The organism is Proteus sp. MB838 (assembly GCF_054767435.1).
In genome coordinates, this window is record NZ_BAABMO010000002.1 from 1 (window position 1) to 21543 (window position 21543).

Here is a 21543-nt window from a genome sequence, read left to right on the forward strand (position 1 = left end):
TGCTTGCCTGTGGAGGGAGGGTGCAGTCAGACCGCCCGTCGAAGCAGGAACCCGCCGAGGTGATTCAGACATCAGTCTGAACGCAGTAGGGCTCCACGTCCTTTAGGGCGTGGAGGGTGTCAAATGGCACAGCCAAATAGATAAGTTTGATTAGGGCGTTGGTAGTGGCCAACCACCTAATTTTTTCCAGCGGTTAACTAATTCACAAAACAGTAATGATGTACGATTGGTATCGTATAAAGCCCCATGAGCGAGTTTACTATCAAAGGGGATACCTGCAGTAATACAGGCTTTCGCTAAAATAGTTTGTCCTAGTACTAAACCACTTAAAGCCGCAGTATCAAAAGTAGCAAAAGGGTGGAAAGGGTTACGCTTTAAACCTGCTCGCTCAGCTGCCGCCATAACAAAGCTATGATCAAAATTAGCATTATGAGCCACAATGATCGCACGGTTACAGTTGGCGTCTTTCATTCCTTTACGTACCATTTTAAAAATGGCGTGTAACGCTTCATATTCGCTGACAGCACCACGAAGAGGATTTGTAGGATCAATTCCGGTAAATTCTAACGCCGCTGGCTCTAAATTTGCGCCCTCAAAGGGGTCGACATGAAAATGCAATGTATTATCAGGTTTTAACCAACCTTGCTCATCCATTTTTAAAGTGATAGCAGCAATTTCAAGTAAGCCATCTGTTTTGGCATTAAATCCACCCGTTTCAACATCAATAACGACTGGATAGTAACCTCGAAAGCGGTTACATAATTCATTAGGGTTTATTTTATCAGGCATTAAACTGTACTTATCCGATGAAAATAGCACATCAGAAATTAATAATAATCAGGAACCAGAAAAGCAATACAATGCCTTTCTGGTTTTACTAATATTTAGTTACCCAGAGCTTGACTGGCACTTTTGTTTTCGATTAATTCAATTTTATATCCATCAGGATCTTCTACAAAGGCGATAATTGTTGTACCACCTTTAACAGGGCCTGCTTCACGGGTAACGTTACCCCCCGCTTGACGGATAGCCTCACAAGTTGCAGCTACATCATCAACCCCTAATGCAACATGGCCAAATGCAGTCCCCATTTCGTAGCTAGTCACACCCCAGTTATAGGTTAATTCAATAACAGCACCGCTACTTTCATCACCATAGCCAACAAAAGCCAACGAGTATTTATATTCCTCATTATCACTGGTGCGTAGAAGTTGCATACCTAAAACTTTGGTATAAAAATCGATAGAGCGTTGTAAATCGCCTACACGGATCATGGTATGAAGTACTCGCATATAAACCTCTCGTGTTTGTTAAATATGACACCCGACAGTATAAACTGATGGTGTTGTACTATAACGCGTTACAGCCCTATAGTTCAATTTACGCTTTACTCATCAGTATTGTAGTAAATGGGCAGATAATATCTCTTTTTACTATACTCTATAGTAACAAATAATTGGGGAGAATAATCAATGCAAGAACAATTAGAATTCTTCGATATCCCAAGCCCTTGCATTGGTCGATGTGAATCTAATTTACAAGGGTATTGCATTGGTTGTTACCGTAGTCGTCAAGAACGCTTTAGTTGGTCAACGATGAGTCAACAAGAAAAACGAAATGTATTGAGACTTTGTCGACAACGATATTTAAGAGCTCAACAAAAAACAGTGTCTGAAACAGAAAAAGAGAATGAACAGCTGGATTTATTTTAAATTTATTATTTATTTTTAAATTTTAAAATAAAACTAACGTTTTAATATAATTTAATTGGTTTATTGATTATATTTAGTTAGTTCATTTTATTTGATTTTTAAGGTAAATAATATTCATTGTAAATATTTGTTTTGTTAATGGTTTTTAATTCCGTGAATTGTAAGGTTTTTTTGTTTTCTCGGCTTTTCTTGTGAAATAATAATGATTATTATGTAAAAAAATATAGATTAGTTTTTATAACAAGGTTATTCTTTATAGAGATTCATTCGTGGCGATAAATATACATAATTGGATCTTAAAAATAATTTCCTATCTAATAAATAGGATTCTAATATTATAAAAATAAGATAAAGAGGTCGGCTCATCAATCAATAAATAATGTAATTTACAAAATAGTGTTTTTAAAGAACATATCTAAACTTTGTAAAAGCTGAAAGAAAAGCGAATTTAAGGAGGGATAAGTGGAATCAACATTAGGAGCTGATTTAGCGCGTTTAGTTCGATTATGGCGTGCCTTAATTGATCACCGACTCAAGCCATTAAAATTGACTCAAACTCATTGGGTAACGTTGTATAATATTAGTCAACTGCCTCCAGAACAATCTCAAATCCAATTGGCTAAAGCAATTGGTATTGAACAACCATCATTAGTGAGAACTCTCGATCAGTTAGAAGAAAAAAAACTGATTTGTAGACATACTTGTTCAAGTGATCGCAGAGCAAAGCGTATAACGTTAACAAAAGAATCAGAACCTTTTATTTCAGAAGTTTATGCAGTTATTGAGAAGACACGTCAAGAAATATTAAGTGGTATAAAGAAGGAAGAAATAGACAACTTGATTTATCTTATTAAAAAGCTAGAGAAAAATATAATTAGATTACATGACTAATTAAATTGGGCTAATTTACAGCAATTTTATTTCTAATGGTTTTATTTGTAATAATTCTATTTATTATTTAATTTCAAAGGATTTATTATAATTCTACTAGAGGGTAGATAAGATGATTTTATCTATGAAGTCTATTGTTGATCTTATAATAAAAGCGTTATCAATTAATAATTGATGATAAAAGACGAGTGATTTTTATCATTAATTAAAGATAGATAATGCAATGTTTGAATTAATTAATAAGTTATAAAACTGGTTATTATAAGTAAAATAATTTCTATTAATAAAACAGGCAACTAGAATGGTTGCCTGTTTTGCTTATCACACACCTCAAGTAAATAAACTTAGCGTGGAGAAACGGTGAGATTATTGCCGTTACCAATCACAGCAACACGTTGACCTTGTCTATAGGCAGTATTGTCTGCTTTTTGTACGACAACCACGGTTTTACCGCTATCTAAACGTACTTCCAATTGCACACCCTTGGTTGTATTTAAAGCACCTTGTGCTTGTTGTCCAGCCATACCACCAGCAATAGCACCCGCTGCGGTTGCTAGGTTACGGCCTGTACCACCACCAATTGTATTACCTAATAAACCACCTAATACGGCACCACCGATAGCACCAAGAACATTTTCATCACTACCGGCTTGAATGTTTACTGCACGTACTGAAACAATGGTGCCATAAGTTACGTTTTGTGCTTGTTTAGCTTGACTTGCCGTATAAGTATCACCTGATAAAGAGCTTGTATTTACACAACCAGCCAGCGTTGTCACAGCAAAAAGACCAACAAGTAAATGCTTAAACATAATTACTCCTAATGGAAATCTGATAATAATTTTTCAGATTATATCAATTTAATTTAATATCAGTTATAGCTTATTTTTTGCATATGTCGACACTGATTTTAATCGTATACCTCTTACTATATAGTAAAGAGCGCAAGTAAACACAGAAGAGATTTCCGAAAAAAAGAATATAACATTATATGTTAAAAAGTTGCATCATCTTGATTATAAGGAAAAGGGCATGAAAGCAGGGCGATACATTGGTGTGATGTCTGGTACAAGTTTAGATGGTGTTGATGTGGTGCTGGCAGCCATTAGTAATAAACTGGTTGCTCAACAAGCCAACCATTTTTTACCTTATCCTCAAACCTTGCGTCAACGCATTTTAGCCGTTTGCCAAGGCCAACCTGTGACGTTGCATGAGTTAGGCTTATTAGATGCGCAACTGGGTGAACTCTATGCAAAAGCTATTATGGAATTATTAGCGAAAGCGCGATTAAGTGCTGCTGATATCACGGCGATAGGATGTCATGGTCAAACAATTTGGCATGAGCCAGAAAGTGATATCCCGTTTACCATGCAAATTGGTGATAACAATAGAGTGGCTGCCTTGACAGGAATAACCACTGTCGGGGATTTTCGTCGTCGTGATATGGCATATGGTGGGCAAGGTGCACCATTGGTTCCTGCATTTCATCTTGCAGTATTAGGCCATCCTACAGAAAAACGCATTGTGTTAAATATTGGTGGTATTGCCAATATTTCGCTGCTATTACCTGGCGTTGCAGTGAAAGGATATGACACAGGCCCTGGCAATATGCTGTTAGACAGTTGGAACTGGGTTCATAATCAGACAGCCTATGATGATAATGGGCAATGGGCAGCAACTGGAAATGTGAATACCCAATTATTACAGGAAATGCTGGCAGATCCCTATTTTTCTCGTTCAGCGCCAAAAAGTACGGGACGAGAATATTTTAATACCCAATGGTTACATTATCATTTGGCTAAAGTACCCAATGTATTTCCAGAGGATGTACAGGCAACTTTAGTAGAGCTAACCGCTATCAGTATTGCACAGCAAGTACAACTCAATGGTGGATGTGAGCGTTTATTGGTGTGTGGTGGCGGGGCAAAAAACGGTCAAATTATGCATCGTCTTGCTAGTTTATTACCGGGTACAGAAGTCTCGTTAACGGACAAATATGGTCTTAGTGGCGATGATATGGAAGCATTAGCTTTTGCGTGGTTGGCCGCACGAACAATGGCAAATGAACCCGGCAATTTACCTTCTGTTACAGGGGCATCACGAGAAACAATTTTAGGGGCGATTTATCCTACAAATCCTCGATAAGCGTGATATGCTGAGCACAGTATCTCAAAAGAGAGAGTGAAAAATGACAGATCTGGATTTTATTGATGTTGCTGATCTTCGACGTGAATATATGAAAGGTGGATTACGCCGTCATGAATTAACCGAACAGCCATTAGTTTTATTTGAAAAATGGCTTAAGCAAGCTTGTGAAGCTCGCTTAAGTGATCCTACTGCCATGTGTGTGGCAACCGTTGATGAAAATGGACAACCTTATCAACGTATTGTGCTGTTAAAGCACTTTGATGAAAAAGGTTTAGTTTTTTATACCAACTTAGGTAGCCGTAAAGCGAGTCATTTAGAACATAACCAAAGAGTCAGTTTACTCTTCCCTTGGTATCCTTTAGAGCGACAAGTCTGTTTTTTAGGGAAAGCTGAGAAACTTTCAGCATTTGAAGTCGTAAAATATTTCCATAGCCGTCCTAAAGATAGCCAAATAGCAGCTTGGGCATCAAAACAATCTTCTCGCATTTCTGCCCGTGGGGTGCTTGAAAGTAAGTTTTTGGAGTTAAAACAAAAATTTCAACATGGAGAAGTACCTCTACCCAGTTTCTGGGGAGGATATCGAGTCACTTTTGACTCTGTTGAATTTTGGCAAGGTAGAGAAAATCGTCTACACGATCGCTTTATATATCAAAAATCACCAGAAGGATGGTCTATTGAACGTTTAGCACCTTAATTGGGCTAATAAATTTGTATCAAAAAGGCTTTTTCTACTGGTACTTAATGTAGTGGCGCTTTATGCTATACCACTTGTGTTTCACTTATATTTTAAATAGACAAAAAACAATAAACCGATGGAGTCATTGATGTCTAGCAAGAACCTAATCACACAATTGCAGGAGCGTGGGCTTATCGCTCAGGTCACGGATGAGGCAGCTTTAGTGGAGCGTTTGGAGCAAGGTCCTATCGCTCTCTATTGTGGCTTCGATCCTACCGCTGATAGCCTGCACTTGGGGCATTTGGTTCCTTTGCTGTGTTTAAAACGATTCCAACTAGCCGGGCATAAGCCTGTGGCGTTGGTGGGTGGTGCAACGGGTCTTATTGGTGATCCTAGTTTTAAAGCCACCGAGCGCAAACTGAATACCCAAGATACTGTTCACGAGTGGGTAGAAAAAATTCGTAAACAAGTGTCACCTTTCTTAGATTTCGACCGTGGTGAAAACAGTGCGGAATTAGCAAACAACTATGACTGGTTTGGTCAAATGGATGTGCTAACCTTCCTGCGTGATATCGGTAAACACTTCTCTGTGAACCAAATGATCAACAAAGAAGCGGTTAAACAGCGTTTAAACCGTGACGATGTGGGGATCTCTTTTACTGAATTCGCTTATAATCTGTTACAAGCTTATGACTTTGCGTCATTAAACAAAAACCTCGGTGTCGAGTTACAAATTGGTGGCTCAGATCAGTGGGGTAACATTACTTCGGGTATTGATCTAACTCGCCGTTTCAACCAAAAACAAGTATTTGGTATGACAGTACCTTTAATTACCAAATCTGATGGTACTAAATTTGGTAAAACAGAAGGTGGTGCTGTTTGGTTAGATCCGAAGAAAACGAGCCCATATAAATTCTACCAATTCTGGATCAATACCGCGGATGCGGATGTGTATCGCTTCTTAAAATTCTTCACTTTTATGAGCATTGAGGAGATTAATGCACTGGAAGAGGAAGATAAAAACAGCGGTCAAGCACCTCGCGCCCAACGTGTGTTAGCAGAACAAGTTACACGTTTAGTTCATGGTGAAGAAGGTTTAACTGCCGCTAAACGTATTACCGATAGCCTATTTTCAGGAGCTATTGCAGATTTAACGCAAGCTGATCTTGAACAATTAGCGCAAGATGGTATGCCAACTATTGAGTTAGAAAAAGGCAATGATTTACAACAAGCACTGGTCAATGCAGAATTAGTTCCTTCTCGTGGTCAAGCTCGTACAATGATTGGCTCTAACGCAGTATCTATTAATGGCGAAAAACAGGATAATCCTGAATACGTCTTTGAAGAAAAAGATTTCTTATTTGGTCATTATTCCATTTTACGTCGCGGTAAAAAACATTACTGCCTTGTTATCTGGAAATAATTGACAACAAAAGGGCAACAGTAGGTTGCCCTTTTTTGATAACAATAAATAAATGTGTATACCTCGCCTATGATAATAAAGCTTGGGTGTTGTGTGTATTCACAATAATCGGTTTATGTCATGAAAAATATACTCTCTATTCAATCTCATGTAGTTTTTGGTCACGCAGGTAATAGCGCTGCTGAATTTCCAATGCGCCGTATGGGGGTAAATGTTTGGCCTTTAAATACGGTTCAATTTTCCAACCACACACAATATCCAGAAAAATGGACGGGTTGTGTGATGTCGGCAGAGCATATCACTGAGATCGTTGATGGTATCGCTGCTATTGGTAAATTAGCACAGTGTGATGCGGTATTAAGTGGTTATCTTGGCTCGGCAGAGCAAGGCCGACGCATTGTTGATATTGTAAAAAAAGTCAAACAAGCTAATCCTAACGCATGGTACTTTTGTGATCCGGTTATGGGACATCCTGAAAAAGGTTGTATTGTGCCTCCAGAAGTTTCTGGCGTACTTTGTGAAGATGCCTTGCCCATCAGTGATATTATTGCACCCAACTTATTAGAACTTGAAACATTAGCTGGTGGAGCAACGCTGCATAATGTTGACCAATGTGTAAAAGCGGCCCGTCAATTATGCCAGCAAGGGCCTAAAATTGTATTAGTAAAACATTTATCACGAGCAGGCTTTCGTCATGATCGCTTTGAAATGTTACTGGTGACTGCAGATCACAGTTGGCACGTGAGCCGACCGCTGGTTGATTTTGGTGAACGTCAGCCTGTTGGTGTCGGGGATCTAACCAGTGGTTTAATGCTGGTGGATTTACTAAAAGGTGTTGAGCTAAAAACGGCATTAGAGCATGTTGCTGCTGCTGTTTATGAAGTGATGTTAAAAACTAAAGAGATGAATGAGTACGAGTTACAACTCGTCGCCGCTCAAGATCAAATGGTGCACCCAACCCATAACTTCTGTGCAACGCAGTTAGATTAATCATATTGTTAATATAAAGCGGAAGTCATTAATTTCCGCTTTTTATGTTTATTAATGAGACTCGCCTTTATAGCAATCTTACTCTTTTATTAATCCTTCCGTGACTAGTGCACTATGCACATTAGGACGTTGTGCAATGCGTGTTAGATAGTCTTGTAAATGGCTTAAGTCGGTTAAATCTAGCGCCACATGAGGTGCCCATTGACTTAACGTAAACAGATACGCATCCGCCACAGTAAAGTGATCACCACAAACACATTTTTGTTTGCTTAGTACATCATTAATATAAACAAATTTACTTTTTAGTTTGTTTTTTACCACAGGGAGATAACTTTCAGGCGTATCAGATGAAAATAGAGGGCTGTAGCCTTTATGAACTTCACTGGCAAGAAAGTTTAGCCGCTCAATTTGATGATAACGTTCTAATGCTTTTGGTGGGGCAATAAGATTTCTATCTGGCTTCAGATCGGCAAGATACTGCACAATAGCAACACCCTCCGTTAAAATATCACCATTATCTAATTGAAGAACCGGAACTTGCCCTTTAGGGTTGATGGCAAGAAAATCTTTCCCTGACTCTGTTTTTTTGGTGCGTAAATCAATGCGCTCAATAGAAAAGTCGAGACCCGTTTCACGTAGAACGATATGAGGAGAAAGCGAGCAACTACCCGGCGTGTAGTACAATTTCATCTTAAATAACTCCCTATCAATGAGTGGTGATACCCGTGAAGATAAGAAATACCCTCACTAATATTAGATAATAAGGCGTTATAAGAATTTAGCAAACGCAAATCTGGCAAATAAAATAGGCTTTTGTAAATCTGTGAACAGTACAGCTTATTCATGAAAAAAGAAAACCTCGAAGAATTTCGAGGTTTTCAGAAAGAATGTAATGAAATAAAGGGAAATTATTTCAACTCTAATTCATTCATTGCTGCAATGCTAAAACCACCGTCTACGTGAATGATTTCACCGGTGATCCCGCCAGATAAGTCAGAGCATAAGAAAGCTGCAGTATTACCCACATCTTCAGTAGTGACTGTGCGACGTAAAGGGGTGACAGATTCGCAATGGCTTAACATTTTACGGAAATCTTTGATACCAGATGCTGCTAAGGTACGAATTGGACCTGCAGAGATACCGTTAACACGAATACCTTCAGGACCCATAGCATTTGCCATATAACGTACGTTTGCTTCTAGAGAAGCTTTAGCTAACCCCATAACATTATAGTTAGGAATTGCACGCTCAGCACCGAGGTAAGTCAGCGTTAATAATGCAGAGTTTGGATTTAACATTGCACGGCTTGCTTTTGCCATTGCAACAAAGCTATATGCACTGATGTCATGGGCAATTTTAAAGCCTTCACGAGTGACAGCGTTAACATAGTCGCCATCTAATTGGTCAGCAGGTGCGAAACCGATAGAGTGAACAAAACCATCATATTTAGGCCAAACTTTTGCTAGCTCTGCATACATTGCGTCAATGCTTTCATCTTTTGACACATCACACTCTAATACGATGTTAGAATTTAATGAGGCTGCAAACTCTTCAACGCGAGGTTTGAGTTTTTCATTCTGATAAGTAAAAGCCAGTTCAGCGCCTTGATCGTGCATGGCTTTGGCAATACCATAAGCAATTGATAATTTGCTCGCAACACCAGTAATCAGAATGCGTTTGCCGGTCATAAAGCCCATAGCTGTATCCTTGTTTGTTCGTAAATTGCGATAATAACATCATGCAGAATTTTATTTATCTGTTAGGTTATCACGCTTATTGTTAATAAATCGTGGCTGATTCTACCACGACATTTGTAAATTTGTTTAATTTCCCTTGCACCTCCGAGGAGTTGAAGGAAAAGGGTGAAATAATAAACAATTAATATGATGTTAATGCTGTTTAATATTAAGGTAAATCTTGTCGCCAAGCTTCTGCCGTAAGTGCTTCCCCAAAATGACTAGCCACTAATCGACGAGTCACTTCATGTAAAGGTGATGCTAATACCTCAGCGGTGTTACCACGCTCGACCACTTCACCATTATCCATCACCATGACTTTATCACTAATATGCTTAGTCATTCCTAAATTTTGTGTCACATAGATATAGGCAATTTCATGTGTCTCTTGTAGCTCTAACATCAAATTAATAATTTGTGAACGTAAAGACATATCTAAAGAGGCAATAGCTTCATCCGCTATAATCACCTGTGGCTGTAAAATAAGTGCACGAGCTAAGGCGATCCGCTGGCGTTGTCCTGAGGCAAACATATGTGGATAGTAATTAGCATGTTCTGGTAATAGTCCTACTTGCCGCAAAGTTTGATAAATGCGTTTTTCTCGCTCTATGCCACTAAGTTCGGTATTAAGTCGTAATGGTAAGTCTAATGTTTGCCCAATACGCTGACGTGGATTGAGTGAGTTTGTGGGATCTTGAAATATCATCCGAATGCGTTGACTACGATAAGAGTAATCGCCAAAACTTAATTGATGACCGTTTATAAAAATATCACCACCCGTTGGCTCTGTAACGCCGGATAACATTCTAGCTAATGTTGATTTACCTGAACCATTAGCGCCAATAATCGCCAGTGTTTGCTTCGGTTCAAGAGTGAAACTCACCGGTTTTACCGCTTTCAACTGCTGGCGATGGAATAATCCTGTACGGTAACGAAATGTTTTTGATAAGTTTTTGACTTCAAGTAATTTATCGAACATCTGTCGTCTCCACATTTAATGGGAAATGACAAGCCACCGCATGATTTTTAAATGCACGTAATCGAGGTGCTTCAATACATTGACGTTGTGCATAAGGACAACGAGGGCCTAAACGGCATCCAACAGGTAGGTGCTCTAAAGAGGGGATCGCACCGGGTAGTGTATTTAAACGGCTTTTATGAGGCAAAGAGTTAGTAAAATCAGGAATAGAGCGGATAAGGGCTTGTGTATAAGGATGATAGGGGGTAACCAATAGTTCCTCAGGTATGGCGGTTTCCACTGTCTGACCACAATACATGACCGTAATTTTACTGGCTAATTTACTCATCCACTGCAAATCATGGCTAATTAATAAAATAGTCATATTATTATTTTGATTTAAACGGGTGAGTAAACGAAATATTTGTGTTTGCGTTGCCGGCTCCATCGCATTAGTTGGTTCATCGGCAATCAGTAAACGGGGTTGGTTAGCAATGGCAATGGCTATCATCACTTTTTGGCATTCACCCTCGGTTAACTCATAAGGATAGCTACGCATGATATCTTTATGATCTTTAATACCAACCCGATGAAGTAACTCAATTGCACGGCGTTTTCGCCAATGAAAACGTTGCCACCAGTGGCCTTTAAATGTCCAACCAGGGATTGCTTGAATAAGCTGGTGTTCAATTTTGGTCGCCGGATCAAGACAAGATTGAGGCTCTTGGAAAATCATCGACACATTATGACCAATCACCCGACGACGTGCTCTTGGTGATAATTTAAGTAAATCAATATCATCGAACCGAAAGCGATCCGCAGTCACTTTAATATTATCTTTAGTCACGCCACAAATTGCCTTAGCGATCAAACTTTTTCCGGAGCCAGATTCACCGACTAAACCTCTTACTTCTCCCTCACTGAGGGTAATGGAAACGCGATCTACCGCTTTTACTGGGCCATCGGGTGTCATAAATTCAATAGTTAGGTTGCGTATGTCTAATAACGGCATTATTCCACCCCCTCATTAATGGCACGTTGTAAGCCATCCCCTAATAAATTGACAAGTAATACACTGATCATAATGGTGGCTCCGGGGATAAGGACTGTCCAAGGTGCAGCATAGATTAACTCTAGGGAATCGCCGAGCATCGCCCCCCATTCAGGGGAAGGTAATTGAGCGCCTAAATTCAGAAAACCTAATGCCGTGATATCTAATATTGCGATAGAAAAAGCCCGAGTTAATTCAGAAACCAATACTGGGGTAATATTCGGCAATACGGTATACCATAAAATAGAGATATTTGATGCACCATCAAGACGTGAGGCAATAACGTACTCTTTATTTAATTCATCATTTACCGCTGAATAGATCATTCTCACTAAGCGGGGGAGTAGTGCTAGCCAAATTGCTATCATGGCGTGCTCTAAACTTGCCCCTACAAAAGCGACCACAATAATGGCTAATAAGAGTGATGGAATGGATAACAGTGTATCTAAAATATGATTTAACACTGCGGATTTTAGGCCGTGGGTCATTCCTGCAAGGCAACCCATAATTAACCCCATCAGTGTCGCCGCAAAGGTGACAATAAAAGCGCCACCAAAGGTCATACTCGTACCAATTAAAATACGGCTAAAGACATCGCGCCCTAAATCATCAGTACCAAAAAAGAAGGTGACATTACCGTTTTGATACCAAGAAGGCGGTGTTAATTGATGACCGAAGAATTGTTGGTCGAGTGCATAAGGCGCAATATAAGGACCAACAATACTTAATATTAACAGAAAGATAACACCATAAAAGCCCACCATGGAGAGAATATCTTTAGAAAAACATTGCCAAATCACCGCAGCTGGTGATGGTGTTTTTTTCTCTTTATAAAACTGGCTATCTAAAGGCATATCCCACCTTGTGTTTCATTGGATTACTCATCGCACCGACAATATCTGATAACACATTGACGATGATAACCATTGAACCAACAACCATAACACCGGCTGAAATAGCCGAATAGTCTTGTTGGCGAATGGCCGTTACTAGCCAACGGCCTAATCCTGGCCAGTTAAAAACAATTTCGGTCACCATCGTTAGTGTTAACATGGTAGAAAACTGTAAGCCTAATTTGGGAATAATAGGGGGTAATGCATTATGTAGAATATGACGGCGAATAATAGTAAAGCGTGATAAGCCACGGGTTGCCGCTGCTTTCACATAATTCTCGACCATGATCTCTTCTGTACTATTACGCATCAACCTAATAACTTCCGTAGTAGGAGCAATAGCTAGTGTAGTCACGGGTAGAATTAAATGTTGCAAAACGTTTATGATCATCTGTTGACGATAAGGCGAATCCGATAGCCAAGCATCAACGACTGCGATCCCCGTTATAGGCTGTAAGTTATACAGTAAATCAATACGGCCTGAAACAGGTAGCCAACCTAGCTTTAATGAAAAGAAAAGTGTCAGTAATAATGCAAGACCAAAGACCGGAACTGAAAAGCCCAAAAGTGCGAGATGACTAATAAAAGTATCCGCAGGTTTATTGCGCCATACACCCGCGATGATCCCCGCAGGAATGCCGATAAGTAGGGCAAAGATAAATGCCAATGCACATAACTCCATAGTGGCAGGAAATGCTTCAATAAGTTGTGCTTTAATGGGTTCGCCATTAATTGAAGAAATTCCAAAATCAAAATGGAACATATTGTGGGTATAAAAAAAGTAGGCATCAAATAAAGAAGCACCACTTAACGGCCCATTGGGTGTGTAATAGCTGAGACTAAAACTCACCAGTGACAAGAAAAAGAGCGTCACAATTAATAACAGTAAGCGACGTATCGAGTAGATAATCATGGGTTTGTTGTAGCCTCTTGGTTGTGACTATCCTCATCAACTTCTGCTTCGCGATACACACCGGCAAAAGAAGCGTTACCAAATGTACTTAATACAAGTCCTTTAATATCATAACGATAAGCCTGCATACGTAAAGAATTAGCTAATGGTAAAACCGGTAGCTCTTGCGCTAAAATATCTTGTGCTTGGTGATAATAGTCTATACGAGAGGCCAGTTGTTGGCTATAAAGCGCCTGTTGTAGCACATTGTCAAATGCCGGTGAGCACCAATGACTTAAATTGGTTTGCGAACTAATAGCCGCACAACTAAATAATGGGCGGAAAAAACTATCGGGGTCGTTACTGTCCGTTGACCATCCTGATAAAGTCATATCATGAGTTCTATCCATCAAACTGGTTTCTTGATAGCGACCTTCTATAGGTCGAATATTCATTTGAATACCTACTTGGGCTAAATCAGCTTGAATTAATTCAGCCATTTTTAACGGGCTGGGATTATAAGATTGCGGAGCACTGGGAACCCAAAGGTTTAATTTAAGTCCTTCAAGTCCCAACTCTTTTAATATTTGCTTCGATTTTTCAGGGTTATATTCGGTAATTTTAGCGCGATTATCATAAGCCCAAGAGGCACGAGGTAAAACCGATGCGGCTGTTTCAGCCGTACCGTAATAAATAGATCCCATTAGTCGTTCATTATTAATCGCATAAGCGATGGCTTGACGCACTTTTAGATCGTTAAACGGTGGCTTATTAGTATTAAACGCAAGATAAGCAATATTCATTCCTGAACGTAATGTAAGGCGTAAACGAGGATCATCACGTAAGACCTTTAATTGGCTTGCCGCAGGATAGGCCAAAACATCACACTCTCCCGTTAAGAGTTTAGATATACGTCCAGTACCGCCTGCACCCGTGTCTATAACCACTTGTTGCATTTTGGGCTGACCTTTCCAGTATTGCTCATTTCTCAGTAATCGAACAAATTGGCCTGGCTGAAATTCATCAAGATAAAAAGGCCCTGAGCCTACAGGTTTCCAATCAAGTTGCGATTGATTACCCGATTTTTCAAGGTTACTGGCATATTCTTCTGAAAGGATAGGCGCATAATGGGTTGCTAAATGCCATAAAAATGAAGCATCAGGAGATTTTAGATTAAATTCAACGGTGTATTTGCCTAACTTTTTAATTGATTTGATATTATCCGCCAAACTTAAACTATCAAAATAGGGGTATTTACCACCATTAACTTGATTATAAGGATTATTGGCAGAAAACATGCGCTCAAAACTAAAGATAACATCGTCTGCGGTGAGTTTACGTGTAGGCGTAAACCAAGGTGTTGTCTGGAATGACACATTTTTACGCAAATAAAAGCGATAAGTTGCGCCATTATCGAGAGACTCCCAACGTGCGGCAATTTCTGGGATCAAACGATAGGTATAAGGGTCAACATCTAAAAGACGATCGTAAAGTTGCGCGGCTAGGGGATCAATAATTAATCCACTGCTCGAAAGTTGAGGATTAAAGGTATTTACACTGCCATCAACACAATAGACAAAGCCATTTTGATGAATGTTTGTAGGCTCTTGCGCGACAGATAGCTCTGTAGCTTTGGTAGCTATCTCTGCCATACAAGTCATACTTATTGAAGCCAGTAGCATAGTACTAATAAGTAAAATAGGGCGCATAATTATGTCTTTTAGATAAACGATTTGGCTATTGTAACTTAAAAAACTGGCTAGCCCAAAATTGTCAAAAAAAACAAATTGAGAAAAATTCTCAATAAAAAGCTTTACAAACGCTAATGATAAAGATTATCATCCGTATTGTCCTTTGGCGATAGAGGTTTTTCGCACAAGGGCACGACATTGCTCACATTGCTTCCAGTATTATTTTACTAGCCAGCTCGGGTGCTGGCTTTTTTTTTGTCTATATTTCATTCTGTCTTTGCTCATCTTATTTACAAAACTAGACCGACAATTTTATGTGATGTTTTTTTATTAATCCGCGTAATTGATCATAGCTCAATGCTAATTTTTCTGCCGCCATCTTCTGGTTATAACGACTCTCTTTCAATGCTTGCTCTAGTAAGTTTTTTTCTGTGCTATGTTGCCACTGGCGTAAATCTAGCGGTAATGGTGGTAATGAAAAGATCATCTCCTTTTGAGGCTGAGGTTGCTCAGCTATGGTTGAAGACGAAAAGCGCGCAAAAGGGTCGATAATAATATTATCCAGTTCACGCTCACTGGTGCCATGGCGATAAACAGAACGTTCAACCACATTTTTTAGTTCGCGAATATTCCCCGGCCAACGGTAATCTAAAAGAATTTGGTGGGCATTGTCACTAAAACCGGGAAAAAAGGGCAACCCTAACTCTTGGCACATAGCAATCGCAAAGTTTTCAGCCAGTAGCATAATATCGGCTTTACGCTCTCTTAAAGGGGGCAGGCGAATTACGTCAAAGGCCAATCTATCCAGTAAATCAGCACGAAATTTACCTTCGTCCGCCATTGCCGGTAGATCTGCGTTAGTGGCACAGATAAGGCGCACATCGACATGCAGCGATTGACTACCTCCCACTCGTTCTAAATGGCCATACTCAATAACGCGTAGCAACTTTTCTTGCACCAGCATCGGTGCAGTGGCTAGCTCATCAAGAAAAAGAGAGCCGCCATCGGCACGCTCAAAACGTCCTTGATGGCGGTTTTTCGCTCCGGTAAATGCTCCCGCTTCATGACCAAACAGCTCTGAATCAAGCAAATTATCGTTTAATGCCGAACAGTTAATGGAAATAAATGGTCCTTGCCACCAAGGTGATAAATAGTGTAATCGATGAGCGATAAGCTCTTTACCTGTACCACGTTCACCAATAATCAACACCGGTTTTTTGAGTTGAGCGAGGGCTGAGGTTTGTTCTAAAACATCGATAAAATGACTATCAACACCAATTATTGTCTCTAAATTCTCTTGCATTGGTTAAAATCACCATATTGAGGTATTTCTCACCAGTCTATCAGTAGTGTAAAAAATAGGCGAGGAAAAATAAAATGTTATTTATTAATGTGTTAAGTTATTTTGAAAAGTTGGCACGCAAATTGTATTAACTATAGCAACTGGGCGTTATTGCTAATAACGCTATTTAATCAACACTCAAGGCTATTATTTATCATAGCTATTAAGGATAACATCATGGGTATATTTTCACGTTTTGCTGATATTATTAATGCCAACATCGCTTCTTTGCTGGATAAAGCAGAAGATCCTGAAAAAATGATCCGCTTAATGATCCAAGAAATGGAAGACATGTTAGTTGAGATCAGAACAACTTCTGCACGCACGCTAGCAGAGAAAAAAAGCTTAGAGCGTCGTATTGAGCAAGCAGAAAAACAAATTAAAGATTGGCAAGATAAAGCGGAACTCGCGCTGATTAAAGATAAAGAAGATTTAGCACGTGCGGCGTTAATTGAAAAACAACGTATTGCTTCAATGTGCGATACCTTAAAACACGAACTAATTATCATTGATGAAACATTAGATCGCCTCAAAGGTGAAATCAGTGAATTAGAAAATAAACTGACAGAAACGCGTGCTAAACAGCAATCATTAGTGGTTCGCCACCAAGCTGCAAACTCTTCACGTCAGGTTCGTCGTCAATTAGATAGCGGTAAAATGGATGCGGCAATGGCGCGCTTTGAACAATTTGAGCGTCGAATTGATCATATGGAAGGCGAAGCGCAAAGCTATGGATTGGGTAAAGAAAAATCATTAGAACAACAGTTTGCTGAGCTGAAAGCCGATGATGAAATTAGCGCGCAATTAGCGGCATTAAAAGCTAAAATCAATACTAATAAAGAGTAATAGCAAGCGTAATAACCATCTTATAAAGGATATGTAATGGGCTATATATTTCTGGGAATACCACTGACAATTTTTGTATTATTTATTCTTCCTATTTGGTTATGGTTGCACTATAACAGCCAAAAAGGGGGAGGGAAGGTTCAGTTAACCCAACAAGAAATGCAGCGACTGAGCGCGCTGGTGGATAAAGCTCAGCAAATGCAGGAACGCATTAAGACATTAGAAGATATTCTTGATGCAGAACATCCTAACTGGAGGCAATCATAATGACGATGCAGAGCAAATCATTGTATCGCTTGCCACAAGAAGGCATGATCCGTGGCGTATGTGCTGGGCTTGCCCATTATTTTAATATTCCTGTGCTATTAGTCAGGGTTATTGCGGTGATTGCACTCTTTGCTGGTTTTTTTGGCTTAACCATTGTTGTTTATCTTGTTTTAAGTTTCTTTATGGAGCCTGCACCTGATAATTATAACCAACATCAGGAACAGCAAGAGGATTTAAAAGCTATTTTAAAAGAAGTGGATAGTCAATTAACAAAAGGTGAAAAACGTTTACAACAAATGGAACGTTATATTACTTCTTCGACTTATCAGCTCAATAAACGCTTTCAAGATTTATAATTTTCTTGCCACTTAATCTAATATGACGCTCCAATACTAGGAGCGTCTTTATTTGGATATAAACCATTTGCTTATTAAGGAGGAATGATGAATTCCACTTTGATACCGACAACCGTTAAAACAAATAAACTCACTAAATGGGCGAAAAAAGGGGTAACATTTGCTTTAATGTTATTAACTTTATTTGGGCCAGCCGCAATAACCGGCGGTATATTAAAACGTGTGAGTTATAAACCGTTACGTTGGTTGGTTCTATTGATAGCTGAGCCTATGATAAAAATGGGGCTAGATAAGTTATCGCGTCACGTGTCTTGGGAGAAACATGAAACGCTTACAAAATGAACTAACTGCACTGATTAATCGAGGCGTAGATAGGCATTTACGCCTCGCTGTTACAGGGTTAAGCCGCAGTGGTAAAACAGCCTTTATTACCTCTTTAGTCAATCAACTCACCAATGTACATAGTGGGGCGCGTTTACCTTTATTTTCTGCGGCACGCAACCAACAGTTATTAGGGGTTAAACGTATACCGCAACATAACTTAAGTATTCCTCGCTTTACTTATGATGAAGCTATGGAGTCACTTTACCATACGCCTCCTAGCTGGCCTGTTCCCACTAAAGGTGTCAGTGAAATACGTTTGCAATTACGCTATCGCTCTCATGAGTCTTTAACGCGTTTTATAAAAGAAACTTCATCGCTCTATTTAGAAATTGTTGATTATCCCGGTGAATGGTTACTTGATTTACCTATGCTTGAGCAAGACTATTTTGAATGGTCTGAGCAGATGAATAGAATTAATCAACAACGAACGGCACCTGTGCAACAGTGGCAGTCGTTAATAAAAAAATGCGATCCCTTTGCCCCTGCTGATGAAACGCTGTTAGCCGAGATCGCCGCAGCTTATACTGAATACTTATTAGCTTGTAAAAAACAGGGACTACATTTTATTCAACCGGGACGCTTTGTTTTACCGGGGGAATTATCCGGCGCACCTGTTTTACAATTTTTCCCTTGGGCTGACTTAACGCAATACGATAGTGCTAAATTAAAAAATGCTGATAAAAAAACGAATATTGGTATGTTAAAAAAGCGCTATGAATATTATGGTCAACATATTGTAAAAGGATTTTATCGCGACCATTTTCAAGGGTTTGACAGACAAATTGTCTTAGTCGATTGCCTACAACCCCTAAATCAAGGTGCGGATGTTTTTAATGATATGAGACAAGCGCTCACACAATTAATGCGCAGCTTTCATTATGGCAAACGAACCTTATTAAGACGTTTATTCTCCCCCTGTATTGATAAACTGCTATTTGCAGCCACTAAGGCTGACCATATCACGCCAGATCAGCATGAAAATTTAGTCTCTTTGTTACAGCAACTTATTCAAGATGCGAAACAGAATGCTATTTTTGAAGGAATAAGCATTGATTGTATGGGGCTTGCTTCTATTGCTGCGACAGAAAGTGGCATTGTCGATCATCATGGTGAAAAAATCCCAGCCGTAAAAGGCTACCGACTAACGGATAATCAGCCGCTCGTTTATTTCCCAGGAGAAGTTCCTAAGAGATTGCCTGAAAAGGCATTTTGGCAAAAGCAAGGATTTAGTTTTGAATCTTTCCGGCCTCAACAAATATCGAGAGACAGTGCCGTTCCCCATATTCGTATGGATAGTGCCTTGGAGTTTTTATTAGGGGATAAACTAAAATGAATGAGCCATTAAAATCACGTATTGATTTTAAACAATTAACCTTACAAAACGAAGAAATCAGCTTAAAAAAAGGGCTTGATTTCAATCAAGATGAACAATTTGTTCCCTACAATCCGCAATTAGAGGCACAGGAAAATGAAGGGCGTTTAGAAGGTGAGATCCAATCGGCCCTAAAGCCTAGAAAAAGTTTATGGAAACGCTTAATAACAGTGGCGAGTACTATTTTAGGTGTTAGTGTTATTGCTCAAGCGGGACAGTGGATCTATCAATCATGGATAAATTCTGATTGGATTGCTTTAGGTGCAGCCAGTGCGGGAGGATTAATTGTTATTGCGGGTATGGGATCGGTAATTACTGAGTGGCGTCGTATTTATCGTTTACGCCAACGGGCTGACGAGCGTGATAAAGCGAGAGAATTACTCTATAGTCATGCAATAGGGAATGGTCGCCCTTTTTGTGAAGATTTAGCCAAACAAGCAGGTATTAATTCACAACATCCTGCTTATATTCGTTGGCAAAGTACATTACATGATACGCATAACGATAGAGAAATTTTAGAATTATATAGCCAATTAGTACAACCGATTTTAGATAAGCAAGCACGGGCTGAAATTAGTCGTTCTGCAGCGGAATCAACCCTTATGATTGCAGTAAGTCCATTAGCAATGGTGGATATGGCGTTTATTGGTTGGAGAAATATTCGGTTAATTAATCGTATTGCACAAATATATGGTATTGAACTTGGTTACTATAGCCGACTAAAGCTATTTCGCTTGGTACTCGTCAATATTGCGTTTGCTGGGGCGACTGAATTAGTGAGAGAAGTGGGAATGGATTGGCTTTCACAAGATTTGGCTGCTCGGTTATCCACGCGTGCTGCTCAAGGTATTGGCGCTGGATTATTAACTGCCCGATTGGGAATTAAAGCAATGGAGTTATGCCGTCCATTACCCTGGATTGATAATAAGCCTAAATTGAGTGACTTTAGAAAAGAGCTTATCGGTCAATTAAAAAATACATTAGGTAATAAGAAGAAAGAGTGAGTTGCCTATCAATATATTCTTTAATTCAATATAAATTGAATAGCCTCAACAATAAGTATTATTGTTGAGGCTTTTTTATCGCTAAATTAATTGTTAGTGTATATAAAAGTGATGTGTGCATGAGTGCAAGGGAATAATTTATTTCTATCAAAAAATATACATTTTATTGTTGTAAAGTTAGTTGGTATTACATTGGTAAAAAAATAGTTATAAGTAAAGATTAATAGCTTTAAGATGCTTGGTTAACTCATTGTATTTATTTATTTTTATTTCTTTTTTAACATTTAGCTAACGTTTTTTTCTTTTTTTGATAGTAAAGCTTATTTACTTTAGTATGATAAATAGCGTCAACATAATATAAATGTATAACTGCGATGATGTTTAATATTAAATTATTAGCTGGTTAGTATTTTATATAATAGTGTTTTTATATTAGTTTATATCTAAAGTACGAGGAAAGAAAAATGAAGATTGAAACAATAAAAAAACTTTCAAAACAAAGACGCAAGTTTTATATTGGTTCTTCTTTGAATATTACTCATATTAACCGTCAATTGGCCTTTTTAACGCCTATTTTGGATGATGCAATTGATAAAATAAAATATGCACAACAAAAGCAAGCTCTATTATCACCAATTAAAGAAACGGCACAGATCTTTGAGTATGTAAAAAACAATAATAAAAAGAAAGCAGCGATATATGCACTAGATTATCTCATTTTTTGTTTTTCTCATGGTTGTTGTACAATCAAAAAATTTATAAGAAGAGAACTTATGTTTTTATTGGAAAGGATCAAGCATTTTATCGCTTATGAGTTAAAAGAGATCATTCAACCTTCAACATTTTTCTGTTTTAATTTTTTAAAAGCGTTAAAAAAGCATTTATAATCAAAATATCACCTCTTTTGTGTA

The 21543-nt window shown here is 38.8% G+C and carries 24 protein-coding genes; 13 read left to right on the forward strand and 11 right to left on the reverse strand.

Translation table 11 applies throughout. From position 1 onward, the window contains the following. Positions 1 to 150: 150 nt before the first annotated feature. Together rnt and gloA are read right to left on the reverse strand one after the other, a co-directional pair. Positions 151 to 789: a ribonuclease T gene (gene rnt / locus ACYUCW_RS00860; protein WP_004243132.1), complete on the reverse strand. Its 639-nt coding sequence runs from the start codon at positions 787 to 789 to the stop codon at positions 151 to 153. A gap of 95 nt (positions 790 to 884) precedes the next feature. Next, the gene (gloA, locus tag ACYUCW_RS00865; protein ID WP_004248157.1) at positions 885 to 1292 is read right to left on the reverse strand and encodes a lactoylglutathione lyase; all 408 of its coding nucleotides are present in this window, start codon (positions 1290 to 1292) and stop codon (positions 885 to 887) included. A 180-nt stretch (positions 1293 to 1472) separates the two neighbouring features. On the opposite strand from gloA, the gene ACYUCW_RS00870 reads away from it, so the two are divergent. Both ACYUCW_RS00870 and slyA read left to right on the forward strand, forming a co-directional pair. After that, a complete protein-coding gene (locus ACYUCW_RS00870) occupies positions 1473 to 1712 on the forward strand; it encodes a DUF1289 domain-containing protein (protein ID WP_004243130.1) in 240 nt (79 codons plus the stop codon). 462 nt (positions 1713 to 2174) lie between these two features. Then, positions 2175 to 2603: a transcriptional regulator SlyA gene (gene slyA / locus ACYUCW_RS00875; RefSeq protein ID WP_004243123.1), complete on the forward strand. Its 429-nt coding sequence runs from the start codon at positions 2175 to 2177 to the stop codon at positions 2601 to 2603. 344 nt (positions 2604 to 2947) lie between these two features. Here the strand turns inward: slyA and ACYUCW_RS00880 are convergent, their stop codons facing one another. Next, positions 2948 to 3415 (reverse strand): outer membrane lipoprotein, encoded by a 468-nt coding sequence (locus ACYUCW_RS00880; protein ID WP_004243121.1) that lies wholly within the window; start codon positions 3413 to 3415, stop codon positions 2948 to 2950. A gap of 220 nt (positions 3416 to 3635) precedes the next feature. Between ACYUCW_RS00880 and anmK the strand changes: the two genes are divergently transcribed. The 4 genes from anmK to pdxY all read left to right on the forward strand — a co-directional run bounded on the left by anmK (position 3636) and on the right by pdxY (position 7840). Next, a complete protein-coding gene (anmK, locus tag ACYUCW_RS00885; RefSeq protein WP_004243120.1) occupies positions 3636 to 4748 on the forward strand; it encodes an anhydro-N-acetylmuramic acid kinase in 1113 nt (370 codons plus the stop codon). 43 nt (positions 4749 to 4791) lie between these two features. Then, the gene (gene pdxH, locus ACYUCW_RS00890; protein ID WP_004243118.1) at positions 4792 to 5445 is read left to right on the forward strand and encodes a pyridoxamine 5'-phosphate oxidase; all 654 of its coding nucleotides are present in this window, start codon (positions 4792 to 4794) and stop codon (positions 5443 to 5445) included. A gap of 130 nt (positions 5446 to 5575) precedes the next feature. Then, positions 5576 to 6850, forward strand: coding sequence for a tyrosine--tRNA ligase (gene tyrS, locus ACYUCW_RS00895; RefSeq protein ID WP_004248155.1), 1275 nt, complete (start codon positions 5576 to 5578; stop codon positions 6848 to 6850). A 120-nt stretch (positions 6851 to 6970) separates the two neighbouring features. Next, positions 6971 to 7840, forward strand: coding sequence for a pyridoxal kinase PdxY (pdxY, locus tag ACYUCW_RS00900; protein ID WP_004248153.1), 870 nt, complete (start codon positions 6971 to 6973; stop codon positions 7838 to 7840). 78 nt (positions 7841 to 7918) lie between these two features. On the opposite strand, the gene gstA is transcribed toward pdxY, so the two are convergent. The 8 genes from gstA to pspF all read right to left on the reverse strand — a co-directional run bounded on the left by gstA (position 7919) and on the right by pspF (position 16364). Next, a complete protein-coding gene (gene gstA / locus ACYUCW_RS00905; protein ID WP_110706619.1) occupies positions 7919 to 8530 on the reverse strand; it encodes a glutathione transferase GstA in 612 nt (203 codons plus the stop codon). Positions 8531 to 8748: 218 nt separating this feature from the next. Further along, positions 8749 to 9537, reverse strand: coding sequence for an enoyl-ACP reductase FabI (gene fabI / locus ACYUCW_RS00910; RefSeq protein WP_004243111.1), 789 nt, complete (start codon positions 9535 to 9537; stop codon positions 8749 to 8751). 208 nt (positions 9538 to 9745) lie between these two features. Next, a complete protein-coding gene (sapF, locus tag ACYUCW_RS00915) occupies positions 9746 to 10555 on the reverse strand; it encodes a putrescine export ABC transporter ATP-binding protein SapF (RefSeq protein WP_004243110.1) in 810 nt (269 codons plus the stop codon). After that, positions 10545 to 11546, reverse strand: a complete 1002-nt coding sequence (gene sapD / locus ACYUCW_RS00920) for a putrescine export ABC transporter ATP-binding protein SapD (protein ID WP_004248150.1) — start codon at positions 11544 to 11546, stop codon at positions 10545 to 10547. Before sapD ends, sapF begins: the two co-directional genes overlap by 11 nt. Beyond that, complete coding sequence (sapC, locus tag ACYUCW_RS00925) at positions 11546 to 12439, reverse strand: putrescine export ABC transporter permease SapC (RefSeq protein WP_004243108.1); 894 nt, start codon at positions 12437 to 12439, stop codon at positions 11546 to 11548. The genes sapD and sapC overlap by 1 nt, the downstream gene beginning before the upstream one ends. After that, positions 12426 to 13391, reverse strand: coding sequence for a putrescine export ABC transporter permease SapB (gene sapB, locus ACYUCW_RS00930; RefSeq protein ID WP_017628082.1), 966 nt, complete (start codon positions 13389 to 13391; stop codon positions 12426 to 12428). Before sapB ends, sapC begins: the two co-directional genes overlap by 14 nt. Then, entirely contained in the window at positions 13388 to 15079 is a 1692-nt protein-coding gene (gene sapA / locus ACYUCW_RS00935) for an ABC transporter substrate-binding protein SapA (RefSeq protein ID WP_004243105.1), read from the reverse strand. Before sapA ends, sapB begins: the two co-directional genes overlap by 4 nt. A gap of 280 nt (positions 15080 to 15359) precedes the next feature. Beyond that, entirely contained in the window at positions 15360 to 16364 is a 1005-nt protein-coding gene (gene pspF / locus ACYUCW_RS00940) for a phage shock protein operon transcriptional activator (RefSeq protein WP_049202938.1), read from the reverse strand. Positions 16365 to 16580: 216 nt separating this feature from the next. On the opposite strand from pspF, the gene pspA reads away from it, so the two are divergent. From pspA to ACYUCW_RS00975, 7 genes are all read left to right on the forward strand, one after another. Beyond that, on the forward strand, positions 16581 to 17249 hold the full coding sequence (gene pspA, locus ACYUCW_RS00945; protein ID WP_004243102.1) for a phage shock protein PspA: 669 nt from the start codon (positions 16581 to 16583) through the stop codon (positions 17247 to 17249). Between the two features lie 36 nt (positions 17250 to 17285). Further along, a complete protein-coding gene (gene pspB, locus ACYUCW_RS00950) occupies positions 17286 to 17516 on the forward strand; it encodes an envelope stress response membrane protein PspB (protein ID WP_004243100.1) in 231 nt (76 codons plus the stop codon). Then, complete coding sequence (gene pspC, locus ACYUCW_RS00955; RefSeq protein WP_004243099.1) at positions 17516 to 17872, forward strand: envelope stress response membrane protein PspC; 357 nt, start codon at positions 17516 to 17518, stop codon at positions 17870 to 17872. The genes pspB and pspC overlap by 1 nt, the downstream gene beginning before the upstream one ends. 84 nt (positions 17873 to 17956) lie before the next feature. After that, complete coding sequence (gene pspD, locus ACYUCW_RS00960) at positions 17957 to 18214, forward strand: phage shock protein PspD (RefSeq protein ID WP_004243098.1); 258 nt, start codon at positions 17957 to 17959, stop codon at positions 18212 to 18214. Further along, a complete protein-coding gene (locus ACYUCW_RS00965; RefSeq protein WP_049198985.1) occupies positions 18195 to 19589 on the forward strand; it encodes a YcjX family GTP-binding protein in 1395 nt (464 codons plus the stop codon). Before pspD ends, ACYUCW_RS00965 begins: the two co-directional genes overlap by 20 nt. Then, the gene (locus tag ACYUCW_RS00970; RefSeq protein WP_460408084.1) at positions 19586 to 20632 is read left to right on the forward strand and encodes a YcjF family protein; all 1047 of its coding nucleotides are present in this window, start codon (positions 19586 to 19588) and stop codon (positions 20630 to 20632) included. Before ACYUCW_RS00965 ends, ACYUCW_RS00970 begins: the two co-directional genes overlap by 4 nt. A 464-nt stretch (positions 20633 to 21096) precedes the next feature. Beyond that, a complete protein-coding gene (locus ACYUCW_RS00975) occupies positions 21097 to 21519 on the forward strand; it encodes a hypothetical protein (protein WP_004243094.1) in 423 nt (140 codons plus the stop codon). Positions 21520 to 21543: the final 24 nt, after the last annotated feature.